Annotated in this window: 16 protein-coding genes and 2 pseudogenes; 6 read left to right on the top strand and 12 right to left on the bottom strand. The window is 64.0% G+C overall.

Annotation, left to right across the window (positions count from 1 at the left end; all coding sequences use genetic code 11):
- Positions 1-338: 338 nt before the first annotated feature.
- A pseudogene (locus tag EMO90_RS09430) lies at positions 339-2549 on the bottom strand (5'-nucleotidase C-terminal domain-containing protein); the annotation flags it as partial.
- 285 nt (positions 2550-2834) lie between these two features.
- The gene (locus tag EMO90_RS09425) at positions 2835-3629 is read right to left on the bottom strand and encodes a copper homeostasis protein CutC (RefSeq protein ID WP_223849875.1); all 795 of its coding nucleotides are present in this window, start codon (positions 3627-3629) and stop codon (positions 2835-2837) included.
- A 453-nt stretch (positions 3630-4082) separates the two neighbouring features.
- Between EMO90_RS09425 and EMO90_RS09420 the strand changes: the two genes are divergently transcribed.
- Positions 4083-4976, top strand: coding sequence for a carbohydrate kinase family protein (locus tag EMO90_RS09420; RefSeq protein ID WP_150394996.1), 894 nt, complete (start codon positions 4083-4085; stop codon positions 4974-4976).
- 503 nt (positions 4977-5479) lie between these two features.
- Positions 5480-6700, top strand: coding sequence for an MFS transporter (locus EMO90_RS09415; protein WP_150354313.1), 1221 nt, complete (start codon positions 5480-5482; stop codon positions 6698-6700).
- 262 nt (positions 6701-6962) lie between these two features.
- On the opposite strand, the gene EMO90_RS09410 is transcribed toward EMO90_RS09415, so the two are convergent.
- Positions 6963-8210 carry an ROK family transcriptional regulator gene (locus EMO90_RS09410; protein WP_190972037.1) on the bottom strand — a complete coding sequence of 416 codons (1248 nt, stop codon included), beginning with the start codon at positions 8208-8210 and terminating at the stop codon, positions 6963-6965.
- 211 nt (positions 8211-8421) lie between these two features.
- Between EMO90_RS09410 and EMO90_RS09405 the strand changes: the two genes are divergently transcribed.
- Positions 8422-9099: a nucleoside/nucleotide kinase family protein gene (locus EMO90_RS09405; protein WP_150354311.1), complete on the top strand. Its 678-nt coding sequence runs from the start codon at positions 8422-8424 to the stop codon at positions 9097-9099.
- Positions 9100-9715: 616 nt separating this feature from the next.
- Here EMO90_RS09405 and EMO90_RS09400 read toward each other — a convergent pair.
- Positions 9716-10963: pseudogene (locus tag EMO90_RS09400) on the bottom strand (AGE family epimerase/isomerase); the annotation flags it as partial.
- Positions 10964-11535: 572 nt separating this feature from the next.
- Between EMO90_RS09400 and EMO90_RS09395 the strand changes: the two are divergent.
- The gene (locus tag EMO90_RS09395; protein ID WP_150354309.1) at positions 11536-11811 is read left to right on the top strand and encodes a hypothetical protein; all 276 of its coding nucleotides are present in this window, start codon (positions 11536-11538) and stop codon (positions 11809-11811) included.
- Positions 11808-12221 carry a ribbon-helix-helix protein, CopG family gene (locus EMO90_RS09390; protein ID WP_150354308.1) on the top strand — a complete coding sequence of 138 codons (414 nt, stop codon included), beginning with the start codon at positions 11808-11810 and terminating at the stop codon, positions 12219-12221. Before EMO90_RS09395 ends, EMO90_RS09390 begins: the two co-directional genes overlap by 4 nt.
- Before the next feature lie 202 nt (positions 12222-12423).
- On the opposite strand, the gene EMO90_RS09385 is transcribed toward EMO90_RS09390, so the two are convergent.
- From EMO90_RS09385 to EMO90_RS09360, 6 genes are all read right to left on the bottom strand, one after another.
- Positions 12424-13461: a LacI family DNA-binding transcriptional regulator gene (locus tag EMO90_RS09385; protein WP_150354307.1), complete on the bottom strand. Its 1038-nt coding sequence runs from the start codon at positions 13459-13461 to the stop codon at positions 12424-12426.
- Positions 13462-13613: 152 nt separating this feature from the next.
- Complete coding sequence (locus tag EMO90_RS09380; protein WP_150354306.1) at positions 13614-13958, bottom strand: hypothetical protein; 345 nt, start codon at positions 13956-13958, stop codon at positions 13614-13616.
- 362 nt (positions 13959-14320) lie between these two features.
- A complete protein-coding gene (locus EMO90_RS09375; protein ID WP_150354305.1) occupies positions 14321-15475 on the bottom strand; it encodes a glycoside hydrolase family 88 protein in 1155 nt (384 codons plus the stop codon).
- Between the two features lie 220 nt (positions 15476-15695).
- Complete coding sequence (locus EMO90_RS09370) at positions 15696-16967, bottom strand: MFS transporter (protein WP_150354304.1); 1272 nt, start codon at positions 16965-16967, stop codon at positions 15696-15698.
- A gap of 485 nt (positions 16968-17452) precedes the next feature.
- Positions 17453-19642 (bottom strand): glycoside hydrolase family 36 protein, encoded by a 2190-nt coding sequence (locus EMO90_RS09365; protein WP_150354303.1) that lies wholly within the window; start codon positions 19640-19642, stop codon positions 17453-17455.
- 73 nt (positions 19643-19715) lie between these two features.
- The gene (locus EMO90_RS09360; protein WP_150354302.1) at positions 19716-21368 is read right to left on the bottom strand and encodes a glycoside hydrolase family 43 protein; all 1653 of its coding nucleotides are present in this window, start codon (positions 21366-21368) and stop codon (positions 19716-19718) included.
- A gap of 523 nt (positions 21369-21891) precedes the next feature.
- Between EMO90_RS09360 and EMO90_RS09355 the strand changes: the two genes are divergently transcribed.
- On the top strand, positions 21892-22968 hold the full coding sequence (locus tag EMO90_RS09355) for a PfkB family carbohydrate kinase (RefSeq protein ID WP_150354301.1): 1077 nt from the start codon (positions 21892-21894) through the stop codon (positions 22966-22968).
- Positions 22969-23101: 133 nt separating this feature from the next.
- On the opposite strand, the gene EMO90_RS09350 is transcribed toward EMO90_RS09355, so the two are convergent.
- Together EMO90_RS09350 and orn are read right to left on the bottom strand one after the other, a co-directional pair.
- Positions 23102-24529 (bottom strand): DEAD/DEAH box helicase, encoded by a 1428-nt coding sequence (locus tag EMO90_RS09350; protein WP_150354300.1) that lies wholly within the window; start codon positions 24527-24529, stop codon positions 23102-23104.
- Between the two features lie 83 nt (positions 24530-24612).
- Entirely contained in the window at positions 24613-25263 is a 651-nt protein-coding gene (gene orn / locus EMO90_RS09345; RefSeq protein ID WP_150354299.1) for an oligoribonuclease, read from the bottom strand.
- Positions 25264-25332: the final 69 nt, after the last annotated feature.

The following is a 25332-nucleotide window of genomic DNA, read 5'->3' as shown; positions in this document are numbered from 1 at the left end:
ACGACAAGCCCAGTGAAAGGATCCTCGCGCTCATCAACGCCTCATGATATGATCGCGTCATCGCGAAGACCACCGTTCGAGGTGGCAAATCACTCAGGTGTTGCAACCACCACTAAAATCCGCCGTGTCGTGATCGTTCCAACCTACGGCACGCCTCAGTCAGCTTGGAATGATCACGCCACTGTAATCGCTCACATACAATCGCTCCATTCAGCACAAAAACACGATCGTTCCAACCTGCGAATCAACGAACGCAGGTTGGAACGATCGTGTCAGTCAGTTAACCAGCCAGTCAGCTAGTCAGCCAGTTAACCAGTCAGTCAGCCAACCGGACAAGCTCAGCGGGCATTGCCGGAGCGGGCCACGCGGATCGCAACCGCGCCGGCCGCGAGCAGCAGCATCATGACCGCGGCCACAACACCGGCGGAGGCACCGGTGGTCGCCAGCGCGCCGTTCTGGCCGTTGTTCTGGCCGTTCGCGGTGTTGTTGGAGCCAGCGTTGGAGCCAGTGTTGGAACCGTTCTGACCGGACTGCTGGCCGTTGTTGCCAGCGTTCTGGCCCGGCTGGGAAGCGTCCGGGGTGCCCGGCTCAGCAGGCGTACCCGGCTCGGCAGGCGTACCCGGCTCGGTCGCGTCGGCGGCCACGGTGATCGGCAGGGTCACGGTGGTGCCGTTGGTCTCGCCGGTCACCACCAGCGTCGCGGCACCAGCGGCCTGCGTGGCGGGCACGGTGACGGTGAGCTTGGCGGTGTCGCCGTTCTCGACGGCGGCGGAGCCGACCTCGGTGCCATCGATGGTGGCGGTCAGCTTGGTCTCGGCCGGCACACCCAGCGAGGTGAGCGTCAGCTTGGAGAAGTCGAGCTCGAAGGAGCTGCCGGCCTTCACGGCGGAATCGGCGGCGGGCACACCGGTCACGGCCACCGCGCGGCGATCGTAGCGCGGCTTGAGCGGGGAGTTGGCGGTGATGTAGGCGATCCAGGCGTCACGATCCACCAGACCGGTGTCCTTGGTGTCCTTGCCCTGGCCGAAGGCGCGGAAGTTGTCGCCACCCTGGAGCAGGAAGCTGAAGGAGCCGATGCGATAGTCCTTGGCGGGATCGAGCGGCTCACCGTTGACGGTCACCGAGGTGATGTGGCTGCCCTGCGGGGCGTTCGGATCGTAGGTGTAGGAGACGTTGTGGGACAGGCCGAGCTGCAGGTACGGGCGGGAGGGCTCGGAGCCATCCTCGGTGGTCTGCCACTGCTGCTCCAGGGCCTCCTTGAACTGGGCGCCGGTGAGGGTGGTGGTCCACAGGTTGTTCAGGAACGGCAGCACGGCGTTGGCCTGGGCGTAGGTGATGTTGCCGTCGGCATCAAGCGTGCACTTCTCGTTCTCGCCGGTCTTGCAGAACTCGGCGCGCAGACCACCCGGGTTCACCACGCCGATCTGGGCGCCACCGCGGTCGGCGGAGGACAGGGAGTCGAGCAGGGAGTCGGCCACGAGGTTGCCCATAGTGGACTCGGAGGCGCGATCGTCACGGGCGCCGTCCTTGAAGGCGGTGGTCACGCTGGACGCGATGGAGCCGACCTTCTTGGAGCCTTCCTCCTCGCCCTTGGCCACAGCCGCGTCCACGATCTTCTTGACCTTGGCGACGGTGGGGTACTTCTCAGCCAGCTGGGCGTCGAAGTCAGCGGGCTTCACGCCTTCGGGGGCGGTGACGGACGGCACGTTGCCGGACTTGACGTAGGTGACCTTGTCGGAGGCCTTGTCGTAGTCGAGCACGACCTGACCCACGTTCGCCGCGTAGCTGCCGGTCTGGATGACCGGACGGTCCGCGTGAGCGGCGTCAACGTAGTCGTACGCCATGTGGGTGTGCGCGGTGAAGACCACATCCACGGCCGCGCTGGTCTGGTCCACGATCTCCTTGAACACCGGGCTGGCGGATTCCTGATCGGCCAGAGTGGGCTCGCCGGTCTTCGGATCCTCGTTGGCGGACGCGCCCTCGTGGTATTCGGCCACGAGCACATCGGCCTCGCCGTTGGACTCATCGCCATCGGTGAGCTGGGCGGCCACGCGGTTGACGGCCTCGACCGGGTCGCCGAACTCAATGTCCTTGATGCCGCCGGGGGAAACGAGCGTGCTGGTCTCCTGGGTGACGGCGCCGATCACGCCAACCTTGACGCCGTTGACGTTCTGGATGCTGTACTCCTGAAGGGCCGGGGTCTTGGTGCCCTTCTTGTACACGTTGGCGCCCAGGTAGTCCCACTGGGCGTTGCGGGCGCCGTCCTTGCCGATCACGCGATCGGTGAGATCGGCGTAGCCCTGGTCGAACTCGTGGTTACCCACCGCGGAGGCCTTGACGCCCAGCGCGTTGAGCACGTCAATGGTGGGCTGGTCCTTCTGCACGGAGGAGTTGAACAGGGAGGCACCGATGTTGTCGCCGGCGGCCAGCAGGAGCGTGGAGTCCTTGTACTCGGCGCGCAGCTGCTCGATGGTGGCGGCGAACGGCACGGTCAGGCCGGTGTCGATGCGGCCGTGGAAATCATTGAAATTCAGCAGGTTGATGGTGGTCTTGCCGGATTCGGCCGCGACGGCGGGCTGGTTGGCGGCATCGTCCGCCCAGACGGCGGTGGCCGGAATGGCGGCGGCGGGGGCGATCAGCGCGGCCGACAGCAGCAGCGCCTGAACGCGACGTGACATACGTGACATGGTTCTCCTCGGACTTCCTCGTGATGGATCGGCCAGCCCCCAACCTGAGGACCTGCCCTATCCTGATTCACGGTAGGGAGCCGAGGAGAACGAAGAGAAGAGCGCGGCTGAACGTCGGGTTAATTCGGGTGGAAATCTCCCCCACAATCATCCGTGAACGGCACTCACCACCGCACGCACCCATTCACGATCGGTGCGCTCGATGATCGGATCGTCGCCGCTGCCGCCGGGACCGCCGTCGGAGGATACGATCACGCGCGCGGACAAGTGGATCGATGGCACGCCGGTGTCCAGCACCGGGCGGACCAGATCGGGGGTGATATGCCCGCAGGCCATCACATCGATGCGCCCGCCGGCATGACCGACCAGATCGCGCAGGCGCCCGAGGCCGTCCGTCACGCGCTCGGTTCCGCCGGAGGTGAGCACGCGCGTGTAGCCGATGTCGGACAGGATGTCCATGGTGCCGAAGGGATCGTTGACCATGTCGAACGCGCGGTTGAAGGTGACCGAGACGTGACGCCCGCAGCGCCGTCCCTCATCCACGGCGGCCTCATACAGCTTCTTGGCGAAGGGCACGTCCAGATTGCCATACTTGTCCAGCGCCCCCACCACCACGCCGGACGCACCGGCCAGGATCACCGAACGCACATCGGCGAGCATCACGCGCTTTTCGCCCTCGTCGTACACATAGTTGCCGCCGCGCGAACGGATGCGCGCCTGCACGCCAAGCCGCACGCCCACATGGGAGCACAGCTGGACCAGCCCAAAGCTGGGGGTGATGCCGCCGGTCGCGCCCATGGCCGTGCACAGCTCCACACGGTCGGCGCCCTCCTCGCGGGCGATTTTCGCGCCATCCACATCCTGGACGATCACCTCGACCCTCGGCGCGGAGCCGTTGTACTGCGCCTGCGCATCGCTCCATCGATCCGTTGTATTCATCATGATCCAAGCCTCCATTGCGGGTTCATCATTGAACAACTGACTTCCGAGTGTACACACATCACACCGCACCCGCGCGTCGCCGTTCATTCAGCAAACACCCAGCTAAATGCGACACGCCGATGAAAGCGCTATCATATCAGCGATTTGCACACTACACTTAACAGCGTTAATATATAAACCAAGTTCAGATTCAACGACGAGCGGACCTGCAAGGAGGCGTCAGATGAACGGCAACGAACCCGCGCGCACGCGCACCGCCACCATCGCGTCACTCCCCGCATCCAATCGCCCCGCACCGTGCACCCCAATCGGCAGCATTGCCGGTTTCGCGGGATAGCGCGGGGCCGAACTATCAAACCAAATGCCAACGTGCGAATTCAGCGGACCATTGCGCCCGTAACGTCAATCGATTCACCCTCTTGGGCGAGTCAACCATCTGAAAGGAATGTGATTATGTCGAAGCCTGTTGTTCTGTCTCTTGGCGAGTTGTTGTGGGACATGCTGCCCTCGGGCAAGCGCGCGGGCGGCGCGCCGGTCAACTTCGCGTACCACGCCATGATGAACGGCGCGGAGGGCTGGTCCATCAGCGCGGTGGGCGAGGACGAGCTGGGCGACGAGCTCGTGGTCGAGGCCCAGAAGGCCGGGATCCACACCATCATCCAGCGCAACGCGTGGCCCACCTCGACGGTCGAGGTCGCGTTGAAGAACGGCATCCCCGAGTACACGATCGTCAAGGGCGTGGCGTGGGACCACCTGCTTTTGACGCGCGAGCTGATCGACGTGACCGCGCAGGCCGACGCGGTGTGCTTCGGCACCCTGGCTTTGCGCTCCCCGGAGACGCACGACACGATCATCGAGCTGCTCAAGCGCACGAAGCCGGGCGCGATGCGCTTCTTCGACATCAACCTTAGGGGGGACCACTACTCCAGGGAGCTGATCGAGGAGCTGCTGGGGTACGCGACGGTGTTCAAGATCAACGACGCGGAGCTGCTGCTGCTGCGCGACATGTTCGGCATCCGGGGCACGAGCGATGACGACGCGTGCCGCTGGTTCATGTCGCAGTACGGCCTGGATTACGTGATCCTGACGGGCGGGTCGACGTTCTCGACGGTCATCGCGCGCGGCGGGGAGTCGTCGACGCTGGCGACGCCGCATGTTGAGGTGGTGGACACGGTGGGCGCGGGCGATTCGTTCTCGGGCACGTTCACGGCCCGGACCCTGTTGGGCGATCCGCTGGCGGAGGCGCATCGGGCGGCGGTGAACACGGCGGCGTACGTGTGCACGCAGAACGGCGCGTGGCCGGAGTACCCCGAGCACATGCCCGACTACCTCGCCCAGGCCGAGTAAGGCCAGGGCCTCCCCGCTGTCATCCTGAGCGGAGCGGGAGTCTCCTTTCGTCATCCTGAGCGGAGCGGGAGCCCTCCCCTGTCATCCTGAGCGCAGCGCGAAGCGCGGAGTCGAAGGATCCTTAATTCGGTGCACAAACCAAGGATCCTTCGACTCCGCTACGCTCCGCTCAGGATGACGGCGGGTGACCCTACCGGTGTCCGGCTGCGCCGGACCGTCGCCGCCTTGGCGGCGGCTCCCCTCGCCTACGGACAGCCCACCGGGCTGTCCGCTTCACGGCTCAGTGCTCAGGATGACAAGAGGAGACCACCGCGCTCACTCAGGACGACAGCGGGTGACCACCGCACTTACTCAGAACGGCGCAAAAGCCACCCCACATTATTCCTCGGACCGGAGCCTTGCCGCGGACCGGCCTGTTCCAGCGTCAGCCATGCCTTCTGCCGGGCGGATTGGCGTTACGCGGCAGCAAAAAGGGAAACAACAAATAAAAAAGGGAAACAATAATGAGCAACGAGACCGCCAAGACCGCAAACGCCGGTCTGAAGGCCATCATTCCGGTGATGTTCGCCTTCTTCGTCATGGGCTTCGTGGATCTGGTCGGCACGGCCACCAACTACGTCAAGGGTGAATTCGCCCTGGCCGACGGCACCGCGAACCTGTTCACCACCATGGTGTTCTTCTGGTTCCTGATCTTCTCCGTGCCCACCGGCATGCTGATGAACAAGATCGGCCGCCGCAAGACCGTGCTGTGGTCCATCCTCGTCACGCTGGTCGCCATGGCCCTGCCGATCATCGCCTACACCGTCTTCGAGGGCACCCCGCGTCTGGTCCTGATCGTCGCGTCCTTCGCGTTCCTGGGCATCGGCAACACCCTCATGCAGGTGTCCCTCAACCCGCTGCTGACCGTCTTTGTCAAGGGCGACAAGCTGGCCTCCACCCTCACCACCGGCCAGTTCGTCAAGGCTTTCGCCTCCCTGTTCGCCCCGTACATCGCCATCTGGGGCGCCAACCAGCTGGGCATGTGGTGGATCCTGTTCGTGATCTACTTCGTCGTGGGCGTGGTCGGCTACATCCTGCTCGCGCTGGACAAGATCGAGGAGCCCGCTCCGGACGCCGGCACCACCACCATCGCCAAGTGCTTCAAGCTGCTGGGCGACCCGATCATCCTGCTGTGCTTCCTGGGCATCGTCTCCCACGTGGGCGTGGACGTGGGCATCAACGCCCAGGCCCCGCGCATCCTCACCGAGCACACCGGCGACCAGTTCACCTCCATCGCCGCCACCGCCACCATGGTCTACTTCGTGGCCCGTATGATCGGCTGCTTCACCGGCGGCATCGTGCTCCAGAAGATCAGCAACAAGCTGGGCGTGCGCATCTGCGGCGTGATCATGACCCTGTCCGCCATTTGCTTCGCGATCTTCACCATGACCTCCGTCAACCCGCCGGTCTGGCTGTTCTGGGTCGCGGTCGCGCTCGTGGGCTTCGGCAACTCGAACGTGTTCTCCCTGTTCCTGTCCCACGCGCTCATGTACCGTCCGGAGCGCCAGAATGAGATCTCCGGCCTCATGCTCATGGGTCTGATCGGCGGCGCGATCTTCCCGCCCATCATGGGTGTGGCGGCCGACGCCATGGGCCAGTTCGGCGGCATCCTCGTGATGGCCGTGGGCTGCGTCTACGTGCTCGTGGTGGGCGTGTTCTACAAGGTGCTTGAGAAGAAGGCCTGATCGCTCCCATAAAGCGACATAAAGCGAAAAGTCCCCAAACCCTCTGCCCGGGTTCGGGGACTTTTCGCTTTGCGTCGCTTTAAAGATGGGATTGCATGGCCATCGCGCGGCGAACATCCCATGGGGCGGTGAGGCGATTTTGCAGGTTGGTGGAATAGCGTCGTTTTGCGTCACCGCGCGATGAGCGGGATTGCCGCGAAATTGGCAGCCGGGCGGCGGCACCGGTCTATCACCGCCCAGGTGTTTTCACAGCGAGGAAACGCTACCGTGAAGCGAAACGCCGCAGGAACTCGATCGAGGTCAGCCCCTGATCGATGGCCGCGTACGCCAGTCCGATAATTCCCGCCTGCGCCTCGTCCGAACAGGATTCGATGCGCAGCGAGGTGGTGGCGAGCGGTTGGGCACGGGCCCATACGCGCTCACGGATGCCGGACATGAGCAGTTCCCCGCAGTGCGAAAGCTCGCCGCCGACGACGATGCACGACGGGTTGAGCAGGTTGACGCAGGCGGAGATCGTGTCGCCTATGAGCCGACCCGCCAGACGGATCAATCGCACGGTCTCGACGTCGCCGTGATCGGCGAGCTCGACCACGTCGCCCAGCGTGCGTACCGGCCGGCCGGCGTCGCGCAGCGCTTGCATCACGGCCCAGCCGCCGGCCGAAGCCTCCACGCAGCCGGTGTTGCCGCAGCGGCAGGGGCTTTGCGCGCCGTCCTCGCCGAAGACGTGGATGTGGCCGATGTCGCCGGCGCCTCCGTCCGCGCCATGCATGACAGTGCCGGATGAGACGACGCCGGCGCCCAATCCCATGCCGGCGTGCACGTACAGGAGGTCGGCGATCATGGGCGCGCCGCCGCCTTGTTCGGCGTCGGCGCCGCTCTCGGCCAATTCGTGCGCCTTGCAGAGGGCACGGGCGTTGGCGTCGTTCTCGACGAACGCGGGCACGCGGTAGTGCGCCGTGAAATAGTCGCGGAGGTTGTGGTCCTCCCAATGCCGCATCACCGGCGCCTGGATGATGTTGCCGGTGGCGGTTTCGACGCGGGTGGTCACCGCGACAGACACCGCGCATAGGCGCGGCGGTGCGCTGGGGAAGGGGAAGGCGTCCGCGCCGCCGGCCAGCATCGCGTCCGCCGTCGCGCGGATCAGGGTCAGCGTCTCCTCCGGTTCGTTCTCGGCGCCGACCGCGATAGTCCGTATTGCGGTGGGATGTGCGGACAGGTCGCATAGGGCGATGGTAGTCGCCGTGGTCGCGATGTCGATGGCAAGGATGGCCGCGCAGGACGCGTCGAAAGCGAAGCCCTGCGCGGGCCTGCCTCCGGTCGGGCTGGGCATGGACAACGGACGAACGATGCCGATGACGTCGAGTTCCTCGATGCGGCGGTTCACGGTGGGGCGCGCCCAGCCCGTGACAGCGCCGATTTCGCTGCGCGTCATCGGACCATGCGCGCGCAGGAGGGTGAGCAATTCGACGGCACCGTCGCCGAGATCGGTGTGTTCCGCAGACTTATCCATATCAGTTAGCATACAGCAGCATAGTATTGACAATACTTTCACGATTTCATACTGTTTTTTGTATATTACTATACAAAACTATGGTATAGTTATGTACTACAAGGAGAACAACGGATGACGGTGACGCATCCGCGGACTCCACCGCAGCCATCCCCCGCTCATTGGCAACGCCGGCGAACGGGAGGGGCGGAACCCATAGGAGGAAACGACGATGACCGTCAACATTGCGAATCTCGAAGAAGCCAAGTCCCGCGTGAAGGAGCTGCTCGACGCCGACGAACGTGTGATTCTCGGCATCGTCGGCGCGCCCGGTGCCGGCAAGTCCACGCTGGCGCAGCTGCTCGCCGAGGCATTCGCCGAAGGAGTGCCGGGCGATGGCGCCGAACCGAAGGACCATTTCTCGGCGTGGGTGCCGATGGACGGTTATCATTTGGCCGACGTTGAGCTCAGGCGTCTGGGGCGCCTGCAGCGCAAGGGCGCGATTGACACGTTCGACGCCCGCGGATACCGTTCCCTGCTTAGGCGCATCAGCGCCGGCGAGGACGGCGTGATCTACGCGCCGATGTTCGAACGCGATCTGGAGCAGCCGCTGGCCGGCGCGATTCCGGTGTTCCCGTGGACTCGTTTCGTCGTCACGGAGGGCAACTATCTGCTGGACGATGCCGACGCGTGGAAGGACGTGCGCGCGGCCATGACCGAGGTGTGGTACGTCGATGTCGACGACGACCTGCGCCGCGAGCGCCTCGTCGAACGCCACATCCGATTCGGCAAGGAATCCGAGCAGGCGCGCAAGTGGGTCATGGAGGTCGACGAGGTCAACGCGCGCCGCATCGCCGCATGTCGCGGTCGCGCCGACGCCACGGTCGAACTGCCGCCACTGGACTTGTGAACCGAAAGCGGGCTCTTCGCCAGACGCCCACTGCCATTCCGATCATCCACCGGGGTTCTTCAGCAGGTTGTCGGTGATCTTCATGGCGTTCTCCCGCGGCGGGGTCCAGCTGATGCCGGCACGGGGGCGATGGTCGTCTCCGCCGAGTGGCATGGCGCTGAAGCTTGGCTATGGCCTCATCGACCCGCAGAGGGCGACCCCAGCCGACAAGTGCCAGACGGCGTTCTGCGGATAAAAGCGATATATAACGAAAAGTCCCCGAACCCTCTGCCCGGGTTCGGGGACTTTTCATATGTCTGCTCGGCTGCGGCGGACGGAAGGGGAAGGAGAACAACGAAAGAAACCCTCCGCCGCAACCGGCAAGTGAAGGAACGGTGTGCCGGCCGGACCACAGCACGGCCGGCACACCGGGAAATGGAAAGGAACAAGGAACGTGTATTGGGGATCGGCGATGATCAGCCGGGTCTCCGGACCGTCGCCGATCGCATGGCAATCATGATCACATGCAGCTCATGATGGCCAGAGCGACGTTGACCGGGAAACGGCCCACATCGAAACGCAGCTGGCGGGCGGTCGCATTGGCTCCGGGGGTGGCGTTGATGCCGTCCACGCGGGCCTTCAGCGCCGGGGCGACCGACACGGACGGGTCGAGACGCGGGATCAGCGTGGCCTGGAAGGCGTGGTAGAGATCGGACTTGCCCGGCCACACCGTGCCGATGACCTTATTATTCAGGTCCAGCTGGTGGAACCAGGAGCCCAGCTCGTGATCGATCAGGCTGTCGTCGATGTACTGCCAGAAGCGCGCATACCACTCGCCGTACTCACGCTTGCCGGTGACCTTTTCCAGCGTGGCGCTGGTGTTGACGCCCTCGGCCAGGGTCCAGTGCATGCGGTCGGTGACCACGGGCCTGCCGGACCAGTCGGTGGTGTACGCGATGCCCGGCTTGCCGCCCTCGCAGCTCGCCCAGCCGTCGGCCACAGCACGATCGAACAGCTTCTCGGCCGCGTCGATCAGACGCTGCTTTTCGGCCGGGTCGATGGTCTTGTCGCTCAGCGCATACTGGGTGATCAGACGGGCCCACTCGATGCCGTGGCCCGGGGTCGCGCCGTAGGGCTTGAACTGGTCATCCTTGTTGTCCGCGTTGTACTCGAGATCCGGCACCCACTCGGAGGTGAAGTGCTCGGGAATGCGCCACTCGTTCTTCTCCGCCCATTCGACCACGTGACGGGCGATGCGGCCCGCGCGCTGACGGAAGGTCTCGTCCTTCAGCACATCGGCAAGGGCAAGGAACGCCTCGGTGGTGTGCATGTTCGCGTTGACGCCGCGGTACGGGTCCAGCTCGGTGAACTCGGTGTTCCACGTGTCCACGGCGAGGCCCTCATCCTCGTTCCAGAAACGCTTGAGGAAGGTCTCGATGGCCTCGTCCAGCAGTTCCTTGGCACCGGGACGACCGATCAGCGTGGCGCTGGAGGCGGCGAGCATCACGAAGGCGTGCGTGTAGCAGATCTTGCCGGGATCCGGAGTGCCATCCACGGCGATCTGCGGGTACCAGCCGCCGTTTTCCTTGTCCTTGAGCGGACCGGTCAGACCCTTGAGGGCCGCGTCGACCAGCTCCTCGCTGCCGGGGTGGCCCAGCATGGCTCCCATGGAATATACATGGGCCATGCGGCAGGTGATCCACGTCTGGATGCCCTGGGAGGGATCCGTAGTGCCATCGCCGTTCAGCCACAGCGAGCCGCCCTGCGGGGCCGGGAAGTTGTGGCCGAACGCAAGCAGATCCTGCCCGGCGGCCTTCAAGAATTCGCGGTTCTCATCGGTGCCCAGCTCGTATGCCGCCGGATCCGTCTGATGCTGCAAAGCCATTGGAATGTCCTTTCCTCATTGAAATTCAGTGGACGTAACGCCTTTTTCTGTTACGCGGGCCAGCGCTGGACTGTTCCGCGTTGTTGGTTATGAGTATATGAAACCGCTTTCATTTATGCAAGTAGGATGCTTTCATAAATTGAATGATTTTGGCTTGATTACAGTGATTATTCAGACTAAAAAGATTTCATGAAACCGCAATCATTTTGAAACGATCGGCGTGTCGCGGGTGCGCATTGGGCACGGCCGAGGTGCACCGGAGCGAAATCGCCCCGCGAACACGCCCGCGGAACCGTTCGCATCGGCGGGGAATCGGCGGCGTCGCACGGCTCCCGCACATTCGCGCACAGCCTTCCTCAAAATTGACCCGCATTCCGCTCGGCCGGATCATGGGACCCAACGCAGGGCCCACCGGCTCGCGCAAGACCACCCGCACACGAAAGAACCATCATGCACCTCCATCGCACTACACCCCATCAGGCCAAACGATATACTACGAAAATCACCAAAGAAACTTTGATTCTCTTGTTTGTAACTAATTTTCGTCATACAATAAAAACGTTGGTGACGTCATGAAGATCATCGTGCACCCTCGGGTCCACGAGCGTCATCCGGACATCACCGACGAGGACGTGTATTCTGCGTGGATCGGCTGCATTAGTCAGCGGAACCGCGCGGGAGCACAAGGCACGATCGGGGCAGGCTATGATCTCAGCGGCAGGTTGCTGGAATTCATCGCCCGTCACGATCCACGCACGGACGAGTGGCTCATCTACCACGCCATGAAGTGCACAAAGAAAACACTGCGGGAGCTTGGTATTCAAGCGCCACACAAAAGGAGGGGATGATGGTACAGCAAGATGAGAACCAACCAGACAAGCAGGACAAGGATACTCAAGGCACGCCAATTGTGCTGAACGATGGCACCGTCTTCCATAATGCCGATGGGAGCATACTGACCGAAGAGGAGATCGAAGCGGAAGCAGAAGCGTTCGAGCGCGGCGAACTCCCAGGCGGCCCCGGTGAATGGGGCCCACCGATGGACATGCCGGAGGAAATGCGCCATCCGGACGAATTCATCTCCCTGCACCGCGGGCGTCCGAAAATCTCCCCCAAGGACGACGATCCGGCGGAAACCATTTCGTTCAAACTCCCCCACTCGCAGCTGGACAAGCTGGATCGCGTGGCCAAGGCCCACGGCCACACCCGGTCCGAGCTGCTGCGCATCGCGGTGGACCGGGTGTTGGAGTTCGCGTAGCGCTCGGACGCGGTCTTCGCACCCGTATCCGCCCCACGCGCCCACGTTCCCCAATGCGCAATGTGCCCGGAAGCCGGCGACTCCGCCAACTTCCGGGCACATTGCGCATCAGCGATCAGCACACCAACCGGCACGCGAGGCTTGCGCAGCGCGCACACCGCGCAAGCGCAAGCACTCCGCACGAGCGCGAAGCCGAGGAACCCTACCCGCGCCTGCCCGGCGCCGCGGTCGAGTCGCGCACGATCAGCTCGCCCTCGACCACCCGACACTCGGGCTCCGGCGGCTCCTCGCCACTGCGCTTGGCCTCGATCTGCGCGTACAGCATCTCGAAGGCCTGCCGTCCCAACTCCACAAAGTTCTGGCTGTAGCTGGTGAGCGCCGGATCCCACATCTTGGCGAAGATCTGATCATTGTACCCGGCCACGGACACATCCTCCGGCACACGCACGCCCTCGTCGCGCAGACCCTTGATCAGGGAGATCGCGGTTTCGTCATTGCCGGCGAAGATCGCCGTCAGATCCTCGTCCTGCGCAAGCTTGCGGCCCAGCTCCACGCTTTCGCTGAGGTCGGTACCCACCTGATACGCCTCCATGGCCTGGATGCCGGCATCCGTCATGGCATCACGCCAGCCGAGGGTTCGCGTGTTGTTGTTCGGTCCTTCGCGGCGGTGGACATGCACCACATTGCGATGGCCCAGACCAAACAGATATTCGGTGATGACCCGGCCGCCCTCGCGCTCGGAGGGAATGACCTGATACGGGGCGTCGCCACGCGAGCCGCCGATCAGCACCAGCGGGATGTCCTTGGGGATCTGGTGGAGCAGCTGGATCACCAGCTCGTCCGATTCGCTGATGATCAGACCGGCCGGATTGGCGGACAGCACGCGGTTGATCGTGCTTTCGATCTCATCGTCGGAAATGCCGTCCAGCGAGGTCACGCCGAACAGGAAGCCATGATCGCGCGCGGCGTGCTCGGCACCGCTGTTGACCTCGGTGGTGGCCCAGTAGGTGCTCAGCGAGGTGAGCATGGTGACCGAATCCATGACCTTGTTGGCGAGAGCGCGCGCCACGAAGCTGGGCTTGTAGTCGAGCAGCTTGATGGCCTGCGCGATCTTCTCGCGCTTCTCCGTGCTGACCTTGGCGGTGCCGTTGAGGTACCGGGAGACCGTGGGCACGGACACGCCGGCGAGCTGGGCCACATCCTTGATGACCGGGGTGCTGCGATTACCACTGGGAGGCATTGAACTCACCCTGCCTTGCGCCATCGTTTCGCTCCTTATACTGTTTCATGACGATCGTGGAACTCCTTACATTATAGGCTTTTTCATCCTTGATAGCGATTTCAGAACAATGATCGGCGGCGTGTCCCGAATTCGAGTGCACCGTACCGTACCTACGCCTCGATCCGCACGTCTTGCGCGTTCGGCCCGACGGTGATGCCCGCGGTCGCGAAATCGGCGCACGGCACGCCATCGCGCTTGAAATCCCGGACGGTCACGTCGCGCACGGGGTGGCCGGCATCATAACCGGCGATGATCGACGGCTCCTCCCCCGATCCGGACGCCACGTCCACGTCCTCCACCAGCACGCGCTTGATGAGACGGCCGGGACGCGGATTGTAATCCTTGTTCCACTTGGTTTCGATGTCCAGCACGCGACCGTGCAGGAAGCGTTCGATGCGGACGCGCCGCCACGTCACGTCGCGCACGGTGTTCGCGTCGCCGGCGTTGATGGCCATGACGCCAAGATAGTTGGCCTGATATTCGTTAAACTGATTTCATAACCCCGACTCGTCAGCCTGAATTTGTTGCACTCCGGACTTCGGAACCATTGTCGAGGCTTGGTATCAGCACCCTTGCCTGATGTGATCTTGTTGATTGAAAGTATATTTGAAACCGGTTACATATGCAAGTCAAACTGCGGTAACTCCGCGTGTCGCGACTGACTTTCCTCGGAATTCCAGAGGTTAGATGGCGTGTTGCAGACCATCAAACCTCCAGAGACCTTCCGGTTCGTATTCAGTTTTGGAAAAGGGTTTCAAACCGCTTGTGCCCCCGGCCCCAGTCGAGGGCACAAGCGGATCGTGGTGACGAACCCGGATCACCACAGGCGGGCGGCCTTGTCCTGCAGACGCAGCACGGCCTCCACGAAGTAGTAATCGGCGTACATCATCGGCACCTCGCGGTCGTGGCTGTTCGCATAGCAGCCGGTGCACATCTGGACCAGACCATCGCGGCTCGGATCCCAATCGCACCAGTTGGACTCCACGGCCCGGAGCAGGCGGACGGCCCACTTCAGGTACAGCGGGCGCTCCAGCTCCGGCACCTGCTCGGCGATCTCCAGCAGGCCGCAGGCGGTGATCACGTCCGCCAGGGCATCCCAGTAGACGGGCTCCGCCGGAGCGCGGAAGTCGACCAGCGACTTGTCGTCGGTGAGCGCCACATTGGCCACGAAGTAGTGCGCGACCTTCTTGGCCACATCCAGATACCCCTGCTTGCCGCTGTGATGCGCAGCGAGCGCGTAACCGTAGATGGCCCAGGACTGGCCGCGGGTCCAGGAGGAGCCGGACTCATAGCCCTGGCCCCCGGGGGTGTGCCGCAGCTCGCCGGTGGTGGTGTCCAAGTCGACGATGTGGTTGCAGGAGCCATCCGGGCGCACGGCCGTATGGCTCAGCGTGTCCGCATGCATACGGGCGATGTCCGCGAAACGCGGATCGCCAGTGACTTCGCTCGCCCAGAACAGGATCTGGATGTTGAGCATGGAATCGATGATCGCCCAGCCCTCGGAATCGGGCAGGTTCCAGGCGCGGATGAACCTGGCTTCCGGGTTGAAACGGCCGGCCAGCAGGGTGGCGGCGGCCAGGCCACGGTTCTTGGCCTTCTCGTCGCCGGTGAGACGGTAGTCGGCCACGGCGGACAGCAGCCACATGAAGCCCACGTCGTGATGCAGGCCCATGAAATCGGTGTCGATCACGTCCATAAGGGTCTGCTCCACCTCGCGGGCGGGCTTGACGTACGCCTCATCGCCGGTGGCCTTGAACATCTGCCAGAGGATGCCCGGCCAGAAGCCATTGGTCCACCAAGCCGGATCGCTCACATCCTTGAGGTCCTTGTAGACACCGTCTTCGGCGATGTACGGGATATGGGAACCCACACGATCACGCTCGGCGGCGAACTTGGCCGCCAGCTTGGGCAGCAGGGACTCGGCCCACTCGCGATCGGCGGGGGCGAGCGCCTTGGATACTGAGAATGTCATTTGTCATCCCTTCGTTGGGAGAGGGTGGTCCAATACGGTCTCGGTTTCTGTGAAACCGATTTCAATATGAATTACAGCACAGAAACGCATCCGTGTCAAAATAGCAATACCGGCGTGTTATTCACCCTGAAAATGCTTTCAAATGTGGGATGGGCCCGCGGTCCAGTGAAACCGCGGGCCCATCCCACATCATCCGGCCCATCCGAGCCGGGGAACGACGCTACCTGATCTTCCGGATGCAGAAGACGCACACGGACGCCATGGTCAGGATGATGAAGCCCATCGGGAACAGACCGGCATAGCCGAAGGCGTTCACCACAGCACCCGCCAACAGCGGAGCACCGAGGTTGCCCAGCACGCCGCAGGAGTTCAGGAACGCCAGATCCTTGGCCTGGGTCTTCGGATCCGGCAGCACGGAGGTCATGATCGTCTGGTCGAGGGCGCTGAAGATACCGCTTCCGATCGAAGAGACGCCCACATACACCGTGTACGCCACCGGCGTCGGCACGAAGAACGGCAGCCAGCAGGGCAGACCGACGGTGAAGATCGCCACGGCCAGCGGTATCTTGACGCTGTGGAACTTGTCGGAGATGGGGCCGGAAATGGCGCAGAAGGAAACGGCGGCGACCAAGCCGATCGTGGACATGAGGCTCATCCACTGGCCGGCCTCCTTGGCGGGCTGGCCCATGTAATCTGTCAACGTGTACAGACGATAGGTGCCGATGCCGCCGGGCATCATCCACAAGAATCGGGCGAGCGCGGCCAGCCAGTAGTCACGGCCGGCATGGGACGGGGGCAGGAAGGACCTGAAACCGTCGAACACGCTGCGGGCATGGGGATGACGGGGCATGTCCTTGTTGGATTTCTCCTGATCAATGAGGACGGCGGCCAGCGACAGAACGTCGAAGATCACCAACGAGATCAGCACACCCATGCTGATGTTGGTCACAAAGAGGGCGGCGATCACCTGCGCGCCCAGCAATGCGGCCTGATGGCCCATGCCGTACATGGAGGAGGCGGTGCCGCGCCAACGCGGGGCGACCTGATCCGGCTGCCACGCGCAGCCGGCGGCCAGGATCACATTGTATACAGCGGCATACAGCCACCACACCGCCAAAACCGCCGCAAGATTTTCAAACACAATGAACAGCACAAGCAGCACCGTGCCGATCGCCACGCCACCGACAATCCATGGGGTGCGAGCGCCGAACCGGGTGCGGGTCCTGTCCGACAGCGCGCCGCCGACGATGCCCGCCACCAACGAGATGAGCATGGTCACCGTTGAGACCATGGCCACAATGGTGACCTTGTTCACCGGGTCGATCATCTGGATTTTGGCCGGCAGCAGCACCGCATTCAGCGCCTGGAACCCCCAGAACCAGCCGGCGCCGCCCAGCAGCAGGCCTGCACCCGTGCGCCATGGGAATTTGGGCTGTTGGTCGTCGCGGACCATCAGCACGTCATTGGCCGAAGCCTCATTGCTCGTCATCATCGCTCCTTGTTGATATGTTTCCCTCCGCCGGAGAGCCCCGCAATGAACACACCTGCCAAATGCGACCAAACGGCCACTCCCGACGACCCACAGAGCACTCTATCATGTAATCGGTTTCATTCAACTGGAATCATCTTTGGCGTGTCTATCTGCCTATGTATTAGAAATCGCTTTCAGAATGGTGGAGCGAATGATTGGCATGACATGGAGTCTATCTTATGCCCCGCCATTGCGGGCGTACGAACCCGGTGCGTGATGGCCAAGGATCCTTCGACTACGCTGCGCTCCGCTCAGGATGACAGAAAGCCCCGCCGTCATCCTGAGCGAAGCCCGATAGGGCGGAGTCGAAGGATCCTTAGTGCCCCGCACTAGTCAGAACAGTGAATATCTGCGCGAGGTTAAGGATCCTTCGACTGCGCTGCGCTCCGCTCAGAATGACCGGAGGAAGCCCGCCCGCTCACCCAGAATGACGGAGCCCGGACGGATCAGCCCAGCAACACGGCCACGCCATCAAAGGCGGTCAGGCCGCTGAGGCGCAGTACATGCGCTGCCGGGTCAATCGACACCTCCACGCCCGGACGGGCCCAGACGTCCTCGATGCGCGCAAAGTCCTCCCCCACCGGGATCTCCACGCTCTGGGGCGCATCGTGGAAGGTGTGCACCACGGCGAGCGCGCGGCCCGCCGCATCACCCGCGCCCGCAGTGCCGCCATCGCCCAGCACGCCGCGGCGCAGCACGCCCTGCCAGCCGCGCGGATGACGGTAGCTCACGATCTTCGGCCCGAACCACTCGCTCACACCATGGTCGATCACCGGCGCGGCCTTGGCGTACCATGCCACCGCCTTCGCGATCACCTCCACCTGTTCGGGGCGCAACGACCCGGTGTCGCCGGAGAAGCACAGTCGACCCAGCAGGCCGGACGCGACCTGATAGTAGAGCTTGGCGAGCGGCTGATCGTGTTTGACCACGGCCCAGATCTGGCTCTGGCGCGGCAGGATCATGCGATGCATGTTGGCCGCGATCACCGGGATCTCGTCGCATTCGTACGCATCAGAGAAGCTGGCCATCGAGCCGATCTCCATGAACGACTGCACCAGGCGGTGGCCACCAGACGCGCAGATCTCCACGATCAGCCCCGGCACCTCGCGCCTCATCTCGCGGAAGAACGCCTGACTGGCCTGGATCTGCTCGTACAGGCCGTCGCCCAGGCTCGTCGGATCGCCCGGCTCTGCCACACCGTTCCCGGCAGCCGGCGTCTCGCAGCCAATGCCGATCGTGTCGTTGTAGTCCACTTTGATGTAGTCGAAGCCGTTGTCCTTGAGGAACGCGATGACCTTCCCGGCCAGATACTCGCGCACCTCCGGATTGCGCATGTCCCACCAGCGGCGGTTGCCGGAGGTGATGGACACCCCGTCGCGCGACAGCAGCCATGCGCGCTTGTTGAAGCACTCTGCGTCGTCGCGACCGGCGATCTCGAACTCGAACCAGATGCCCGCCTTCATGCCCGCCTTGTGGATCTTGTCCACCACCGGCCTGAGCCCATGCGGGAAGGCCTTGTCGCTCACATTCCAGGAGCCCAGACGGCTCGCCGCCTCGAAGGCATGATCGTCGAACCAGCCGGCGTCGATCACGAAATAGTCGATGCCCTTGCCTCCGTTGGCCCGCTTGAGCCCATCAAGGAACTCGATCTGCTCGTCCACACTCTGCTCGGTGGGCACACCCCACGTGGTGCAGAACTCATTGAACACCACGGGCATCGAGGCCTCGGACGCGGGCAGATCCAAGCGGTGCCGGACATTGCCCGCGAGAGCCTGGCTGGCCTCGTCCACGCCGCCGGCCACCACAGCCGCCACGGCCATGGGCGCGGCGAACGATTCCCCGGGCCGGATGGTGCGCGTCCACTGGCCGAATTCGCGGTCGGCGATGCCACCGGAGACGGACAGTCCGAAGTCGCGGCGGTACAGTTCGATCTGCCAGCTGGAGGCGTGCGTGGTGGCCGCCGCCCATGTCACGCCGTGCGCGGTGTCCTCCAAGCCCACGAACGGCACGTAGCCGCGCACCGGGAAGCTGCCGATCGATCCGAAGCGCACCGAGTTGGCGGAGAACTTCTGCCAGCTGGGCTCGAGCTGCTCATCCTCCACAGGCTCGCTGACCAATCGGCCCTCGGCGCTCCAGGTGCTGCGCAGGCGATGAAGCTTCAGGGTCTCCGGAGCCAGCCCCGTGGCGAACGGGGACAGGGATCCCAGCGTGAAGCTGGAGAGCATCTCAAGTGTGACCGGTTCCGCGGAGTGGTTGGCGAATGACGTGGTGATCTCCACGGCGCGCGAATCGTCTCCCATGCGTAGGACGTGCGTGTATTCGTAGCCGCGATCGTCCGCGAGCGTGCTGGTTACGATCGTCTCACCGTCGCGCTCCTCGGCACTCTGGCCGGTGTAGCGCATGGCGGCCACGGTGGCGGAGTTGCGCATCGTGCGCCCCTGAGAGAAGCCGAAGGGGTAGTCGTCGCCGACGATCTTGGCCTGCACGAGAGGCTCGGCTGCGCAATCGCCGCGCGAGGCGGCGCCGACCAGTGCGGAGGGCACGAGGACGAGTTCCACGACGCCGGTTTCGCCGTCCCTGCGGTAGAGGGCGGTGGTGCCGTTGCGGTCGTATTGGGCGATGATGGTTCTGGACATGGTGATTGGACCTTTTCCTACTCTGGAAATGCGGACGGCTCCCCGGATGGGGAGCCGAATCAGGAATCAATGATCAGTGGATCTCGCGGTACTCGAAGCCGCGGAAATCGGCGTTCGAGCGATGGGCGTCCATGTCCTGGGCGCAGATGCCCACCATCGCGCCGGTGAACACGCAGTAGCCGCGACGCTCCTCAACGTAGTCGTCACTGATGTGGTCGGCGTGCTGCGGACCGCCGAGCGGTTGCCAATCCACGGCGCCGGCATCGATCGCGCCATCCACGCCTTCCGCACCTTCAACGGAGTGGTCATATGCCCAGTAGAACTGGGCCTTGTCGTGGCGCACCTCCACCTTCAGCCGAACCGGCGTGGAGACGTCAAGCTCAACCGGATCGCTGCCGAAGGAACCATCGTGCTCGTCGAGGACCACAATGCGCAGCACGCGGCGGTCCAGTCCCTCATCGTCGAACGTCATCATGGCGTAGATCCAGTTGGCGGTGTCGTAGAAGAGGATCAGGCCGGCGTCCTGCTGGTAGTTCTCCGGGGTGAAGTCGAGCGTGGTCTCCACATCGAAGTCGAAGTGCTCCCAGCGGCGGGCGAACAGCGTCTGCTTGTCCAGGCTGGTGAGGGTCTGCTTGCCGTAGAGGCGCAGCCAGCCGGGGCGCGCGGTGAGCGAATAGTCGGACTCGGGGTCGAGGCCGCAGCGCAGGGTTTTGAAGCTCGGGGGCAGCGGACGGTCCGGGGCGAACTCCACGGTCTCGCTGTGGTCGGTCTTCTGCACAATGCCCTGGGACGCGGTGGGCGCGGGCACCACAAGATCCGGCATGATCGTGTGGTTCTTCAGGCGCGGCCAGCCGTCCTCGGTCCATTCGATGGGCTGGATGGCGGTTTCGCGACCCAGCACGCAGTAGCCGCGCTCGGTGAGCGGGCGGGCGCAGATCTGGGTGACGTACCATTCGCCGTCGCGCTCAAGGAAGCAGCAGTGGCCGGACTTCTGCAGGGGGGCGGTGGGGTTGTCGCGCGTGGTCATGAGTGGGAAGTATGGGGAATCCTCCCACGGCCCATCCAGCGAGCGGGAGCGGGCCACGGTGGCGGCGTGCATCCAGCCGGTGCCGCCCGCCGCGCACAGCAGGTAGTAGTAGCCGTCCTTCTTGAGGATCTGCGGGCCTTCGCACACGCCGAGCGACGTGCCCTTGTAGAAGTGCTTGCGCTCGCCCACCAGCCGCATGGAATCGGTATCAAACTCCTGGATGACGGTGCCGGCGAAACGCTGGCGGCCAAAGCGCCAATCGAACAGCATGTTGAGGAAGTAGGTGCGGCCGTCATCATCGTGATACAGCGCCGGATCGAAGCCGGAGGCGGTCACGAAGGTCGGCTCGCTCCACGGGCCGGTGATGGACGGCGCGGTGATGACGTAGTTGAGCGTATCCTTGAAGGGTGACCAGCTCTTCACATCCGTGAAGACAAGCCAGAACTTGCCCTTGGCGTAGCTCAGGTGCGGTGCCCAGATGGAGCCGGAATCGTAGTTGCCACGCAGGTTGACGATGTCCGGGCGGTTGAGCGGGGCGGCGACCCACTCCCAGTTGACCAGATCCTTCGAGTGGAAGATGTCCACGCCGGGCCACCATTCGAAGGTGGAGGTGGCGATGTAGTAATCGTCGCCCACCTGAAGCGCGCTGGCGTCCGGATGGAAGCCGGGAAGGATCGGATTCGTGATCTTGGTGGTCATGACTACCTCTTTACAAGCCTCGTTGCTGAACGGTTTTGGTGGGATCAGCATAACTTGAAACCGGTTTCAAAAGCAAGGGGCGGGCGTGTCGCGAGGACTGAACGGGATGGGTTCTTCGGTTGTCTGCCTGACCGTCGTTCATGCCATCTGCCGTCCCCATCTGCCCCATCCGCCCCATCTGCCCTCGCCTGCCCCATCCACGGAACTCGAATTTCCTCCGGCCGGCCTTGGAATCATGCCGATTTGGCAGCGAAATTCGAGTTCCGTGGATGCCTTGGTCCCCAGACACCCTGGACGCCCAGGCAGCACGCCAAGCCGGGCCCGCAGCAAAACCGTCGACACAGTGCACCCGGACGTCGCATTATCTGTGAATTTTCAGGAAACGGACTTACGATCGGCTGCAAGAAGCGCGACGAAGCGCTCCCTTCATAACAGAAAACCCATAACAGAAAACAGGCAGGACCAGTCGACATCGCACACCGCAACGGTCCGCACGGCACAGCACCACAGATGGAGGTTTATTATGGCGCAGCCCACCCAGCAATCCGACCATCCCAACCAATTCGCGCGGCAGACAAGGGGCGCATCGTCCCAGCATGCGGTGATCTCCCTGAGCGAGGTCGTTCCGGACATCATGCTCACGGTCGATCAGGTGCCCACGCCGGGCGGTTACGCGGTGGCGGGCGCGCCGCACGTGACCATCGCCGCCGGATACCGCGTGATGAAGGCTGCACGCCAGATGGGAGCCCCCGCCAAGCACGGCGGCATTCTGGGCAATGGGCCGCTCGCCGGCATGATCCATGCCACCTTCGAGCAGTCGGAGATCGAGCACGTGGGACAGGACCGGCTGGACGAGGACTCCGGATTCCGCATCATGCTGGGCGATCCGGCGGGCACGAAGACACTGATCGCCGCATACGGCGCCGAGGCGCACGGCTCCGAGGACGCCTTCGACGGGATAGAGCCGGACGACGGCGACGTGGTGCACATCAGCGGCAACACGCTGACCAACCAGACGGCGAGCGGCCTGCTGACCTTCCTCACCAAGCCGGAGAACGCCCATGGCACGCGCCGATTCCGCATCGTGCTCAATCCCACGAGCGCGCTCGCACAGGTGAGCGACCAGCTACTCGAGGCGCTGGTGCTGGCCCGCCCCACGTGGTCGTGCAACCGTCAGCAGGCCGATGTGCTGGCCAACCGGCTGGGCATCGCGCCCATCGACCCGAAGAAGATCACCGTGGGCGGCGACGTGACCACGGCGATGGGAGATCTGGCCATGCGGCTGGGCGATGTGCTCAAGGCGCCGATCGTCATCCGCTCCGGCGCGAAGGGCGCGTGGGTGCGCGATGTGGACGCCGACGGCCGCAAACTGGGCGTGGCGCATATCTCAGGCTTCCCGACGGAATCCGTGCACGCCAGATCCGCCGGATCGTGCCATACGGGCGTGATCTGCGCGAGGCTGGCGGCCGGCGAGCGGCTGGTGGATGCGGTGCGGCTGGCCAATGCGGCGGCGTCGATCGCGATCCAGCGCAGCGTGCGCGGCGTGCCGGTGTGCCCGAGCTATGCGGAGGCGCTGATGAAGGTCAACGAGGCGGCTTGATCGTCTGACCGTCCGACCGTCCGGCTGCTCGGCCATCCGGCATGGTAGGCCGGCACGATCATCCGCTCCTATCGTTCCAATCTGCGAAATTGCGCGCGCAGGTTGGAACGATATGACGATCGGAACGGAACGATCAGAACAGGGCGTCCTGCGCGAATTCGTCGTCCGGCGAACCGGGCTCCGGAGCGCGCGACGAGGCGGCGCGATCAGCGAACCAATCGGCGCCCTCCTGTGCCAGCGCGGCCACGGCCCGCTCCGAATTGTCCCTCAAGTCCGCATCGAGGGCGACGGCATCCGGCGAGACATAGAACATCCGCTCGTTGACGCCGGCCAGATACAAACCGTCCAGCGACTCGACGCGCGACAGGGCCACATAGCCCATGCCCGGCGCGAACGTGCGGCGCAAGTCCATCACGGCACGATCCAGCGTCATGCCCTGCGACTTGTGGATGGTGATCGCCCACGCGCATCGCAGCGGCACCTGCTTGACCGACGCCAGCACCGTCTCGCCGTCGGTCATCTCCCAGGCGGCCTGACGCATGGTCACGATGTTGCCGTTCTCGAACTCCACAATGGGCCAGCCGCCCTTGGTCTCCGGCGCGAAGCCGCGCACGGTCCCAAGCGAGCCATTGACGTACTGATGATCCTGATCGTTGCGCAGGGCCATCACCGCAGCCCCGGTCTTGAGCACCAGCCGCTCGGGGGCGAGCATGTTCTTCTTGAGCCGATCGACCAGATTGGCCGGCCCGGACTGTTCGGCGAAGAACGCGTGCTCCGCCTCGCCGATCTGCGCGAGCCGCAGATCGTTGAGCGAATCGGCCTGGCGGTTCACCGGAAACAGGTTCACGGCCACCTCGCCGGGTTCGGGCATCCTGCCCAGTCGCGTAACCAGCACGTCGCGGTCGGCCTGTGAGACGGAGCCTTCGCGGATGTCCGTGAGCACGCCCAGCAACTGTCCGTCGTCCTGACGATGCTGCTCCGTCAGGTAGCAGACCACCGGATCGAGCTCATTCCACACCAGAGACTCGGTGATGAAGCCGTCCGGATTGCGGCCGGCCTTGGCGTACCGCTCGCGCGAGGCGATGAATTCGGGCGTGGGACCGAGCAGATCATGGTTGCGCCCGGAGACCGAGACAGGCGGCAGCTGGAAGAAGTCGCCGGAGAGCACCACCTGCAGTCCGCCAAAGGGCGCGGGATCGTGACGGATGGCGCGGCAGACCTGATCGACCATGTCGAACAGCCAGGCGTGGAGCATGGAGACCTCGTCGATCACCAGCACGTCGGTCTCCTGAATGCGGCGCCGGCGACGGGTCCGGATCTGCTTGAGCAAATTCGCGGTGAGGGCGGTCGCCACCCCGACGCCGCTCCACGAATGGATGGTCTGCCCGTTGACATGCGTGGCGGCGATGCCGGTGGACGCGGTGACCGCCACGCTCGCCCCGGCCTTGCGAGCCGCGGCGATGAACTCGCCGAGCACATATGTCTTGCCCGCGCCGGGGGCGCCCGTGAGGAACACGTTGGCGCCGGCGTTGAGGATGGCCAGGGCTTCGGATTGGAGCATGGGGGTCTTTCGTCCGGTGGAATTCGGCTTAACGGCTCAGCGGATCAGTTCAGCGGCTCAACTCAGCGGATCAGCGGCTCAGCTCAGCGGCTGAGCAGGCTGGTGGCCTTGATCTCCTTGGCGATGGCCTTGGATGCGTCCGCGTCCGGACCGGGTTCGGGGGCCATGAACGCCGCGCGGTAGTAGCGCAGCTCATCGAGCGACTCGATGATGTCCGCGAGCGCGCGATGGCCGCCGTGCTTGGCCGGGCGGTTGAGGTACACGTCCGGGTACCAGCGGCGGGCGAGCTCCTTGAGGGTGCTCACGTCGATGGTGCGGTAGTGCAGGTTCGCCATGAGGTCGGGCATGTAGTGGTCCAGGAACTTCTTGTCCGAGCCGATGGTGTTGCCGGCGAGCAGAGGCCTGACGCCATCCGGGGTGAAGCGCTTGACGTACTCGACCACCTTGGCCTGGGCCTCCTGAAGCGTCAGCCCGTTCTCCCACTCCTTGATGAGGCCGGAGCGGGTGTGCATGCCGCGCACGAAGTCGTTCATATGGGCCACGGCGGCGTCGGACGGCTTGATCACGTAGTCCACGCCCTCGTCCAGCACGTTGAGCTCGAAATCAGTGGGGACCACGGACACCTCGACCAGCTCGTCGCCGCCGAAGATGTCCAGTCCGGTCATCTCGCAGTCGATCCAAATGAGGCGCGAGTCCTTCGCGCTGTAGGTTTCCGCATCGTGGCTGTCAACCATGCCGTGCCGCCCTTCCATATTCCGCCGCGCACCTTGCGCGCCGTCGTTCCTCAGGGAACGTTACAGGCT

Origin of the sequence: Bifidobacterium vespertilionis (genome assembly GCF_008698145.1) — a bacterium.
Lineage (GTDB): Bacteria > Actinomycetota > Actinomycetes > Actinomycetales > Bifidobacteriaceae > Bifidobacterium > Bifidobacterium vespertilionis.
Note: the sequence above shows the minus strand (reverse complement) of the source record. Positions and strands in the feature narration are given on the sequence as shown.

What these genes read in the sequence shown, in the direction of transcription:
- EMO90_RS09380 (WP_150354306.1), bottom strand. Translation starts at nt 13,958, where the DNA reads ATGGCCATCAACGCCGGCGACGCGAACACCGTGCGCGACGTGACGTGG.
- EMO90_RS09410 (WP_190972037.1), bottom strand. Translation starts at nt 8,210, where the DNA reads ATGGATAAGTCTGCGGAACACACCGATCTCGGCGACGGTGCCGTCGAA.
- EMO90_RS09395 (WP_150354309.1), top strand. Translation starts at nt 11,536, where the DNA reads ATGAAGATCATCGTGCACCCTCGGGTCCACGAGCGTCATCCGGACATC.
- EMO90_RS09360 (WP_150354302.1), bottom strand. Translation starts at nt 21,368, where the DNA reads ATGACCACCAAGATCACGAATCCGATCCTTCCCGGCTTCCATCCGGAC.
- EMO90_RS09365 (WP_150354303.1), bottom strand. Translation starts at nt 19,642, where the DNA reads ATGTCCAGAACCATCATCGCCCAATACGACCGCAACGGCACCACCGCC.
- EMO90_RS09390 (WP_150354308.1), top strand. Translation starts at nt 11,808, where the DNA reads ATGATGGTACAGCAAGATGAGAACCAACCAGACAAGCAGGACAAGGAT.
- EMO90_RS09425 (WP_223849875.1), bottom strand. Translation starts at nt 3,629, where the DNA reads ATGATGAATACAACGGATCGATGGAGCGATGCGCAGGCGCAGTACAAC.
- EMO90_RS09420 (WP_150394996.1), top strand. Translation starts at nt 4,083, where the DNA reads ATGTCGAAGCCTGTTGTTCTGTCTCTTGGCGAGTTGTTGTGGGACATG.
- EMO90_RS09405 (WP_150354311.1), top strand. Translation starts at nt 8,422, where the DNA reads ATGACCGTCAACATTGCGAATCTCGAAGAAGCCAAGTCCCGCGTGAAG.
- EMO90_RS09350 (WP_150354300.1), bottom strand. Translation starts at nt 24,529, where the DNA reads ATGCTCCAATCCGAAGCCCTGGCCATCCTCAACGCCGGCGCCAACGTG.
- EMO90_RS09385 (WP_150354307.1), bottom strand. Translation starts at nt 13,461, where the DNA reads ATGCCTCCCAGTGGTAATCGCAGCACCCCGGTCATCAAGGATGTGGCC.
- EMO90_RS09375 (WP_150354305.1), bottom strand. Translation starts at nt 15,475, where the DNA reads ATGACATTCTCAGTATCCAAGGCGCTCGCCCCCGCCGATCGCGAGTGG.
- EMO90_RS09355 (WP_150354301.1), top strand. Translation starts at nt 21,892, where the DNA reads ATGGCGCAGCCCACCCAGCAATCCGACCATCCCAACCAATTCGCGCGG.
- orn (WP_150354299.1), bottom strand. Translation starts at nt 25,263, where the DNA reads ATGGTTGACAGCCACGATGCGGAAACCTACAGCGCGAAGGACTCGCGC.
- EMO90_RS09415 (WP_150354313.1), top strand. Translation starts at nt 5,480, where the DNA reads ATGAGCAACGAGACCGCCAAGACCGCAAACGCCGGTCTGAAGGCCATC.
- EMO90_RS09370 (WP_150354304.1), bottom strand. Translation starts at nt 16,967, where the DNA reads ATGATGACGAGCAATGAGGCTTCGGCCAATGACGTGCTGATGGTCCGC.